The following is an 8,775-nucleotide window of genomic DNA, read 5'->3' on the forward strand; positions in this document are numbered from 1 at the left end:
GCGATTCGGTGTTCACGGAGGGTGCCAGCGATGAGTATGGAAGTCACGGCGTGGAACTCGCTCTACCACGCGATGCACGCCCAGCAGGACAGACGGCCGTTCTCGATGGCCACGCTCCGGCGCATCGCCGGCTTCGCCCGGCCGCACCGCCGCCGGTTGATCAACTATCTGCTGCTCAGCGTGGTGATGTCGGTCCTCGCGGTGGCCACGCCGGTGCTGGCCGGCCGGGTGGTCGACGGCATCGTCAGCGGCGGGAGCACCGACCTGGTCGTCGGGCTCGCCGTGCTGATCGGCGTCGTCGCGCTGGTCGAGGCCGGTCTCGCGCTGCTCACCCGCTATTTCTCGGCGAGCATCGGCGAGGGGCTCATCCTCGACCTGCGTACCGCGGTCTTCGACCACGTGCAGAAGATGCCGGTCGCCTTCTTCACCCGGACCCGCACCGGCGCCCTGGTCAGCCGGCTCAACAACGACGTGATCGGCGCGCAGCGGGCCTTCTCCGACACCCTCTCCGGGGTGGTCGGCAACCTCGTCACGCTGCTGCTCACCCTGGTGGTGATGATCGGCATCTCCTGGCGGATCACCCTGCTCGCGCTCGTGCTGCTGCCGGTCTTCGTGCTGCCGGCCCGCCGGATGGGCAGCCGGCTGGCCCGGCTGGAGCGCGAGGCCGCCAACCACAACGCGACGATGAGCACCCAGATGACCGAGCGGTTCTCCGCGCCCGGCGCGACCCTGGTCAAGCTCTTCGGCCGGCCGGCGGAGGAGTCCGCCGAGTTCGCGCTGCGCGCCCGGCGGGTCCGCGACATCGGGGTTCGCACCGCCATGGTCCAGTCGGTCTTCATCACCGCGCTCACCCTGGTCTCGGCGCTGGCTCTCGCCCTGGTGTACGGCCTCGGTGGCCTCTACGCGCTGCGCGGGCAACTGGAGCCGGGTGCCGTGGTCGCGCTCGCCCTGCTGCTGACCCGGCTCTACGCCCCGCTGACCGCGTTGGCCAGCGTCCGGGTCGAGGTGATGAGCGCGCTGGTCAGCTTCGAGCGGGTCTTCGAGATCCTCGACCTCAAGCCGCTGATCACCGAGAAGCCCGACGCGCGCGAGGTGCCGGAGGGACCGGTCTCGGTCGAGCTGGACGGGGTGACCTTCGGCTACCCGTCGGCGGAGAAGGTCTCGCTCGCCTCCCTCGAAGAGGTGGCGGCCCTGGACACCCGGGGCGGGGTCGACGTGCTGCACGACGTCTCGTTCCGGGTCGAGCCGGGCCAACTCGTCGCCCTGGTCGGTTCCTCCGGAGCCGGCAAGTCCACCATCGCCCAGCTCGTACCCCGGCTCTACGACACCGACTCCGGCGCCGTACGCCTGGCCGGGCAGGACGTCCGGGACCTCTCCGCCGACTCGATCCGGGCCACTCTCGGCCTGGTCACCCAGGACGGGCACCTGTTCCACGACACCATCCGGAGCAACCTGCTGCTGGCCCGGCCCGACGCGACGGAGCAGGAGCTGTGGGACGCGCTGCGCCGGGCCCGGCTCGCCGACCTGATCGAGGGGCTGCCCGACGGGCTCGACACCGTGGTCGGCGAGCGTGGCTACCGGCTCTCCGGCGGTGAGCGGCAGCGGTTGACCATCGCGCGGCTGCTGCTTGCCCGGCCTCGGGTGGTGATCCTGGACGAGGCGACCGCGCACCTCGACTCCACCTCCGAGGCGGCGGTGCAGGCGGCGCTCGGCGAGGCGCTGGCCGACCGTACGGCGTTGGTGATCGCGCACCGGCTCTCCACCGTACGGGCCGCCGACCAGATCCTGGTGGTGGAGGAGGGCCGGATCGTGGAGCGCGGCACCCACGACGAACTGCTCGCCGCCGGCGGCCGCTACGAGGAGCTGTACCGGACCCAGTTCAACCAGCCCGACCAGGTCGGGGCTGACCGGGGCGAGCTGGTGCCCGGCTAACGTGCCGGCTCCTCCGGTGGTACGCGGCCGGCCGTCGGCATCAGCACGGCGGCCAGGACCAGTGCGCCCGCTGCCGCGTAGAAGGCCCACCGGTAGCCGGCGACCTCGGCCGCTTTCGCGGTGGCCCCGGAATCCGATGCCGCCCCGGCACGACTGATCGCGATCGCGGCGAAGGTGGCCAGGCCGAGAGCGCTGCCGAGTTGCTGGGTCGTGGTCTGGACACCGGAGCCGAGACCGGCATCGTCGTCGGTCACCCCGTGCAGGGCCGCGTTCTGGAGCGCCGGGAAGGCGATGCCCAGCCCCACCGCGATCAGCACCGTCGCGGGTAGCAGGGCTTCGAGATAACCGCTGCTCACCGACATCCGGAGCGCCAGATACAGCAGGCCGCCGGCGCTGAGCACCAGGCCCGTGACGATGGTCCAGGTGATGCCGAGTCGAGCGGTCAACGCGGTCGACGCCATCAACCCGCCGAGGAAGGCCACACAGAACGGAAGGTACGCCAGTCCCGTGACCAGCGGTCGGTAGTCGAGGACGTTCTGCATGTACAGGGTGAGCAGGAACATCGTGGCAGCCAGTCCGCTGGTCAGCGCCATTGTCGCCAGGTTCGCCGAGAGGCGGGGACGGCTGGCGAAGAAGCTCATCGGCACCAGCGGTTCCACGCTCCTGGTCTGCACGGCGACGAAGGCGGTGAGGGCGGCCAGCCCGGCCAGAAGCGGGACGAGGACGACCGGGGCGGTCCACCCGTTGTGGCCGGCCGCGAGTAGACCGGCGACCAGGGCGATCAGACCGGTGGTGACGAGCGTCGCGCCCGCCCAGTCGATCCGCCGCGCACCGGAACCCCGCTGTGCGTCCACCAACCGGGGGATGACCAGCAGTACGACGGCAGCAACCGGCAGGTTGACGAAGAAGACCCAGCGCCACCCCGCGAATTCCGTCAGGGTGCCGGAGAGCAACACCCCGGCTATGGCGCCGAGCCCGCTCAGGCCGCCCCAGATTGCCAGCGCGCGGGCCCGCTCCCGCGCATCGGTGAACATCAAGACGATCATCGACAGGGCGGACGGTGCCGCCAGCGCCTCCCCGACACCCTGGCCGAACCGGCCGGCGACCAGCATGCCGGTGTTCACCGCGACGCCACTGGTCAACGAGGCCACCGCGAACACCGCCGTGCCGACCAGGAATATCCGGCGCCGCCCGTACAGGTCGGCCAGCCGGCCGCCGAGCAACAGCAGCCCACCGGCGGTCACCACGTAGGCGTTGACCACCCAGGCGAGGTCGGCCGTGGACGCGTCCAGTTCCCGCTGTACCGAGGGCAGCGCGATGTTCACGATCGAGCTGTCCACGGTGAAGGTGAACTGGATCAGCGCCAACACCGCGAGTACCGGCCAGCGGCGTGGCTCCGCGGTATCGCCCTGCGCCGGCCTGCGGGGCTGGAGGTCCTCAGTCATGTGATCAACCGAACCTTTAGCCGGCTGGCCTGTCCAACACGCGGCGACAGTCTTGACAAACAACTCTTGTCGTCGCAGCCTGCGCGGGGTGGACCTCGATCTTCGCCAACTCCGGGCATTCGTCGCGACTGCCGAGGAACTGCACTTCCGGCGGGCGGCGGACCGGCTGTACCTCACCCAGCAGGCACTGTCCCATCGTGTCCACCGGCTGGAGAAGACGCTGGGCGGGCCGCTGTTCGTCCGCGGCCACCACGTCGTCGAGCTGACCGACCTGGGGCGGCGGCTGCTGCCGCTGTCGCGGCGGGTGCTCGGCGCCGCCGACGAGATCGTGGCCGCGGCACACCTCGACCGGCAGCCGCTGCGCCTCGACACGTTCCGGCCGATCGCCGCGTCCTCGATGCTCCAGCGGCTGGTCTCCGACCTCGGCGATCTGCCGCTGGAGCTGAGCACCCGACACAGTCTGGGCACCGCCCTGTCGGCGTTGCAACGCGGCGAGATCGACGTCGCACTCGGCCGGGTACACGGTCCGGCCGAGCCCGGCGCTGTCGAGCTGGCCCACCGGCTGGTCCGGCTGGAACCCCTGAACGCTCTGGTGTCGGACCGTCACCCCCTGGCGACCCGACCGGCGTTGCGTCCGGCCGACCTGGCGCCGTACGGGATCTGGTCTCCGGCCGTCGCGGGCGCCACCGAGTTGGACGGATATCTGCGTGCCCTCGGTGACGACCTGCGGATCCCGGTGACCGTCGGGCCCGCGTTCGTCACCTTCGAGCAGGTGGTGGTGCAGCTACAGGCGCAGGGGCAGTGGATCTGGCTGCTCGGTGCCGACGTTCGGGCCACCCCTCCGCCCGCGATGGCGCTGATTCCGCTGGTCGATCCGACCCCGCTCTACCCGTGGTCGCTGGTCTGGCGTCGCGACCGGATCCATCCGCTGCTCAGCCGACTGCTACGTACGGTCGCCACGATCGCCGAGCGGGCCGACTGGCTGTCCTTCGACCCCGCCCGGCACTGGCTGCCCACCCCGGACCGTGCGGCGGTACGCGTACTCGACCGGCCGGCGGCCGAGGAGACGGACGAGACGGGGGACAGCGTGTCGGACCGGCGTGGCCGGGCCTGACAATGACGGGGTGACAACCCAGCCGCCCCGAGCCGAGCCGTCTCGTCCCGTGTCGTCCACCGCGTCGGTTCCCGCCCAGCCGTCGCCGTCGGAGACGCCGCCGCTGCCGGACACCACCCCGCCGCTGCCGGACCGAACGCCGCCGGAGACGGCGCCGGTGCCGGAGTCGCCCAGCACGCCGCCCGCCGCTGCCGAACCGACACCTTCGCCGCCGCCCCCGGCACCGCCGGTATCGGCTCCGGAGTCGGAGTCGGCAAAGCCGGAGCCGACGAAACCCAACCCGGACAACTCGGCCCATCCGACGAAGGTGCGGATCGACACCCCTGGCGCCAGCATCGAGATCGAGGCCGACGAGCCGCTCGCGGAGGTAGTGGCGACCGCGCTGCGACTGTTCCACGAGGCCGGCGGCTGGCCGCAGGTGAACAGCCGGTCCGCCGGGTTCGCCCAGGCCGAACGCCGGGAGACCCATCCGGTGCAGCCGAGTTCGATGCCGTACGGGCCGGGGTCATATCCCGTACAGATGCCGTAACCGCCGGGCGCGGGTGATCAGCAGGCGCGGCCGGACCCAGCCGAGGAAGCGGGCGTACATCCGGGCCGGGTCGGGTGCCGTGTCGGGGTTGAGCCGGTGCAGGTCCTCGATCGCCGCCTGGAGCAGGGTGGCGAGGTAGATGTGCCACATCGTGCCGTCGAGCGCTGGCGCGTACCCGGGGCTCGCCGGGCCCTTCATCATCGCGACGCTGCCGGGACGCGAGGAGGTCGTGTTTCTCGACAACCGTCTCCAGGGCCAGATGGTCGAACGGCCGGGCGAGGTGACCGAGGTGCGTGACCACTGGGAGGACATCCTCGCCGAGGCGCTGATCCTTCCACAGTCGACCGAGTTGTTATCGAAGGTGGCGAAGACATGGACCTGAGCGGCGCGTGCTGGCGCAAGAGCACCCGCAGCGGTTCGAACCAGGCGGCGTGTGTCGAGGTTGCGGTCGGCCTGCCGGGGGCGGTCGGGGTCCGGGACAGCAAGGACCCGTCGGGGCCGGTGCTCGTCTTCGCCGCCGAAGCGTGGCGGGCCTTCGTCAGCCAGCAGATTCCGTGCCGCACGGCCAGGTGACCACCACGGCGAGTCACGCCAGCGGGCGAAGCAAGTACCGTGGCCTGGTGGGCAACCCCTTGCAGACCCTCTCCCTGGCCGACCTGCGACGCCGTACCAGCGAGAAGTGGCGGCGGTATCCGCCGGACGTACTCCCGCTCTGGGTCGCCGAGATGGACGTGCCGCTCGCCGAGCCGGTCGCGCGGGCGCTGACCGACGCCGTCGCGCTCGGTGACACCGGCTACCCGCCGGACGGTACGGACTACGCCTCGGCGCTCGCCGGCTTCGCCCGGGAACGCTGGGGCTGGGCCCCGAAGGTCGAGCACACCCGGCTGGTCCCCGACGTGATGCTCGGCGTCGTAGAGATGGTCAAGCTGGTCACCGGGTACGGCGACGCGGTGGTGATCAGCCCGCCGGTCTATCCACCGTTCTACGACTTCCTCCGGAGCGCCGAGCGGCGGATCGTCGAGGCGCCGCTGAACGCGGAGTACCGGCTCGACCCGGACGCCCTGGAGCGGGCCTTCGCCGAGGCCGTCGACGGGGGCCGGCCGGCCGCCTACCTGCTGTGCAGCCCGCACAACCCGACCGGCACCGTGCACACCGCCGACGAACTCGCGATGGTGATCGAACTCTCCGACCGGTACGGCGTACGCGTCGTGGTGGACGAGATCCACGCCCCGCTGATCTATCCGGGCGTGACGTTCCGGCCGTACCTCTCGATGCCCGGTGGTGAACGCGGCCTCGCGCTGCACTCCGCGTCGAAGGCGTGGAACCTGGCCGGGGTGAAGGCGGCGCTCGCGGTCGCCGGGCCGGCGGCCGCCGACGACCTGGCCCGGATGCCGAAGGTGGCCGGCGACGGTGCCAGCCATCTGGGCGCGCTCGCGCACACCGCCGCGTTCCGCTACGGCGGCTCGTGGCTCGACGAACTGCTGGCCGGGCTCGACCAGAACCGTCGGCTCCTCGGTGACCTGCTCGCCGAGCACCTGCCGCAGGTGCGGTACCGGGCGCCGGAGGGCACCTATCTGACCTGGCTGGACTGCCGGGGCCTGGACCTGCCGGGCGGTGCTTCCGGTGCGCCGGCCGACCCCGCCGAGGTGTTCCTGGAGCGCGGCCGGGTCGCGCTGGTCTCCGGACCGCTCTTCGGGACCGGTGGTGCCGGACACGCCCGGTTCAACCTGGCCACCTCTCCGGAACTGGTCACCGAGGCCGTCCGCCGGATGGCCGCCGCCCTGCGCTGACCTGTCCGCGCCGGGCCGGAAGCCGCCGTCGATCGGGGCATCCGGTACGACGGTTCCCGGTGGCAGACTGCTCGACATGACGGGTGCGGATCCGACGGCCGGGGACCTGCGGGTGACGCTCGGCGGGGGTACGGGCCAGCCGGTACTGCTGTTGCTGCACGGGATGGGCGCCACCGGTGCGGTGTGGCGGGGCTGGGCGGAGCTGCTCGCCGATCGCTGGCCGGGACGCTGGCTGGCGCCGGATCTGCCCGGGCACGGCGGCTCCGCCGCACTCGACCGGTACTCCTTCGACTCGCTGGCCGCCGGCCTGGCCGGACTGCTCTCGCCCGGCGACCGGGTGGTGGTGCTCGGGCACTCGCTGGGCGGTGCGGTCGGGCTGGCCCTGGCGGGGCGCGGGCCGGGCGGTCCGGCCGGTAGCGGGTCCGGCTGGGCGGTCGAGGCGGTCGTCGGGCTGGGTGTGAAGGTCGGCTGGACCGCCGAGGAACTCGCCAAGGCCGCCGCGCTGGCCGACCGTCCGGTTGCCTGGTACGACTCCCGGGCCGAGGCGGCGCGACGCCATCTGCGGGTGTCCGGGCTGGTCGGGCTCGTCGAGCCGGACGATCCGGTGGCCGACGGCGGAATCGTCCCAGCCGAGGACGGTCGCTGGCGGCTGGCGATGGATCCGCGCGCGTTCGGCGTCGGGGCTCCGGAGATGGGCGGGCTGCTGGCGGGGGTCTCCGCTCCGGTGCTGCTGGCCCGTGGCGAGCACGATCCGATGGTCGCTGACGACGAGTTGGCCCGGTTGGGTGTGCCGACGCGTACGTTGTCCGGTTTGGGGCACAACGCCCACGTCGAGGATCCGGCCCGGGTACTGGCGCTGCTCGACGGGTTGCCGGCCGTCCGGTCCTGATCCGGGTGTCCGGTTTTTGGTCATGATCGGGTGGGCGGTGGGGGCGGATCGCGGAACACCGGGTCGGGGGTGGTGGTTATACCTGGCGTACGTCCGCAGCAGCGGTCCCCCCCGGGTCTGCGGGTGGGTGGCTGGCCCCGGGAATGACGGGGCGTCGGCCGCGGTTACATCCCCCTGGCACCCCGGTAGCGGGAGCGGTCCGAGCATGACAGGCCGCCCGCCCGTGCCGGTGAGGTGTCTTTCCCCGAGTTTCTTCGGGTTTCTTTCCTTTCGACACGCCGCTGGTGTGGTGTTGTCGTTCCCCCGGAATGGAAGGCGACCATCATGACTTTCGTCAGCCGATGGCTACCGGCCATCACCGAGACTCCGATGCGTAAGACCGCGCTGGGTATCGCCGGACTCGCCGTTGTCGGTGGCGCGTTCGCCGGCCCGGTGATCGCGATGGACACCCCGACGACGGGGTCGCCGACCGCCGCGTCGGTGACCGCGGACATCAAGCAGATCGACAAGCGGGCGCCGTCGAAGATGCTGGACTACCAGTACAAGGCGCAGGAGAACTTCTACTACTGCGCGCCCGCGGCGACCCGGATCGCGCTGTCGGCGCAGGGGCACACCCCGTCGCAGGACGAGGTGGCCAAGCGGCTGGGTACGACCGAGGCGGGTACGAACTCGGCCGAGGACACCACCCGGGTGCTCAACTCCGCCGGTGGTAGGGACTACCAGACGGTGGCGATCCCGGACAGCACCGCCAAGCCGGAGCAGATGGACCGGCTCCAGGTCGACATCGTCAACGCGATCGACGCCAAGCGTCCGGTGGTGATGAACATCAAGGGCACCGCCACCGACGTCGACGGTGTGCCGCACTCGTACGAGGGTGGGCACTACCTGACGGTCGTGGGGTACGACGACCACGGCCGGAAGGTGAAGATCGCCGACCCGGCGAACCCGAACCAGAGCGAGTACTGGATGAGCACCATCACCCTCGCCAACTGGGCCGCCGAACGCGGATACTCCGCATAACGCACGACCGAATGGGCCAGCCCCCTTCCCGGGGCTGGCCCATTCGTCGTCTCCGG

Annotated in this window: 10 protein-coding genes; 8 read left to right on the top strand and 2 right to left on the bottom strand. The window is 71.6% G+C overall.

All coding sequences use genetic code 11. The annotated features are described in order from the left end of the window. Window positions 1–72: 72 nt before the first annotated feature. On the top strand, window positions 73–1,932 hold the full coding sequence (locus tag V1634_RS24710; protein WP_331210285.1) for an ABC transporter ATP-binding protein: 1,860 nt from the start codon (window positions 73–75) through the stop codon (window positions 1,930–1,932). On the opposite strand, the gene V1634_RS24715 is transcribed toward V1634_RS24710, so the two are convergent. Further along, window positions 1,929–3,377: an MFS transporter gene (locus V1634_RS24715; RefSeq protein ID WP_331210259.1), complete on the bottom strand. Its 1,449-nt coding sequence runs from the start codon at window positions 3,375–3,377 to the stop codon at window positions 1,929–1,931. The genes V1634_RS24710 and V1634_RS24715 overlap by 4 nt on opposite strands. A gap of 88 nt (window positions 3,378–3,465) precedes the next feature. Between V1634_RS24715 and V1634_RS24720 the strand changes: the two genes are divergently transcribed. Next, the gene (locus tag V1634_RS24720; RefSeq protein WP_331210260.1) at window positions 3,466–4,491 is read left to right on the top strand and encodes a LysR family transcriptional regulator; all 1,026 of its coding nucleotides are present in this window, start codon (window positions 3,466–3,468) and stop codon (window positions 4,489–4,491) included. A gap of 49 nt (window positions 4,492–4,540) precedes the next feature. Beyond that, window positions 4,541–5,020 carry a hypothetical protein gene (locus tag V1634_RS24725; protein ID WP_331210261.1) on the top strand — a complete coding sequence of 160 codons (480 nt, stop codon included), beginning with the start codon at window positions 4,541–4,543 and terminating at the stop codon, window positions 5,018–5,020. Here the strand turns inward: V1634_RS24725 and V1634_RS24730 are convergent. Continuing rightward, window positions 4,997–5,170, bottom strand: coding sequence for a hypothetical protein (locus V1634_RS24730; protein ID WP_331210262.1), 174 nt, complete (start codon window positions 5,168–5,170; stop codon window positions 4,997–4,999). The genes V1634_RS24725 and V1634_RS24730 overlap by 24 nt on opposite strands. On the opposite strand from V1634_RS24730, the gene V1634_RS24735 reads away from it, so the two are divergent. The 5 genes from V1634_RS24735 (at window position 5,160) to V1634_RS24755 (ending at window position 8,719) form a co-directional block, all read left to right on the top strand. Beyond that, window positions 5,160–5,402 (top strand): Scr1 family TA system antitoxin-like transcriptional regulator, encoded by a 243-nt coding sequence (locus tag V1634_RS24735; RefSeq protein ID WP_331210263.1) that lies wholly within the window; start codon window positions 5,160–5,162, stop codon window positions 5,400–5,402. The genes V1634_RS24730 and V1634_RS24735 overlap by 11 nt on opposite strands. Beyond that, complete coding sequence (locus tag V1634_RS24740; protein WP_331210264.1) at window positions 5,393–5,593, top strand: DUF397 domain-containing protein; 201 nt, start codon at window positions 5,393–5,395, stop codon at window positions 5,591–5,593. The genes V1634_RS24735 and V1634_RS24740 overlap by 10 nt, the downstream gene beginning before the upstream one ends. 47 nt (window positions 5,594–5,640) lie before the next feature. Further along, a complete protein-coding gene (locus tag V1634_RS24745; protein ID WP_331210265.1) occupies window positions 5,641–6,810 on the top strand; it encodes a MalY/PatB family protein in 1,170 nt (389 codons plus the stop codon). 76 nt (window positions 6,811–6,886) lie between these two features. Then, on the top strand, window positions 6,887–7,699 hold the full coding sequence (locus tag V1634_RS24750) for an alpha/beta fold hydrolase (protein ID WP_331210266.1): 813 nt from the start codon (window positions 6,887–6,889) through the stop codon (window positions 7,697–7,699). 324 nt (window positions 7,700–8,023) lie between these two features. Further along, window positions 8,024–8,719, top strand: a complete 696-nt coding sequence (locus V1634_RS24755) for a C39 family peptidase (protein ID WP_331210267.1) — start codon at window positions 8,024–8,026, stop codon at window positions 8,717–8,719. The last annotated feature ends 56 nt before the right edge of the window (window positions 8,720–8,775 follow it).

It is taken from the genome of Plantactinospora veratri (assembly GCF_036421995.1).
Taxonomy (GTDB): domain Bacteria; phylum Actinomycetota; class Actinomycetes; order Mycobacteriales; family Micromonosporaceae; genus Plantactinospora; species Plantactinospora veratri.

Bases quoted from the DNA above. Each gene is read 5' to 3' on its own strand.
- V1634_RS24715 (WP_331210259.1), bottom strand. From the start codon at position 3,377: ATGACTGAGGACCTCCAGCCCCGCAGGCCGGCGCAGGGCGATACCGCG.
- V1634_RS24755 (WP_331210267.1), top strand. From the start codon at position 8,024: ATGACTTTCGTCAGCCGATGGCTACCGGCCATCACCGAGACTCCGATG.
- V1634_RS24710 (WP_331210285.1), top strand. From the start codon at position 73: ATGCACGCCCAGCAGGACAGACGGCCGTTCTCGATGGCCACGCTCCGG.
- V1634_RS24735 (WP_331210263.1), top strand. From the start codon at position 5,160: ATGTGCCACATCGTGCCGTCGAGCGCTGGCGCGTACCCGGGGCTCGCC.
- V1634_RS24750 (WP_331210266.1), top strand. From the start codon at position 6,887: ATGACGGGTGCGGATCCGACGGCCGGGGACCTGCGGGTGACGCTCGGC.
- V1634_RS24740 (WP_331210264.1), top strand. From the start codon at position 5,393: ATGGACCTGAGCGGCGCGTGCTGGCGCAAGAGCACCCGCAGCGGTTCG.
- V1634_RS24730 (WP_331210262.1), bottom strand. From the start codon at position 5,170: ATGTGGCACATCTACCTCGCCACCCTGCTCCAGGCGGCGATCGAGGAC.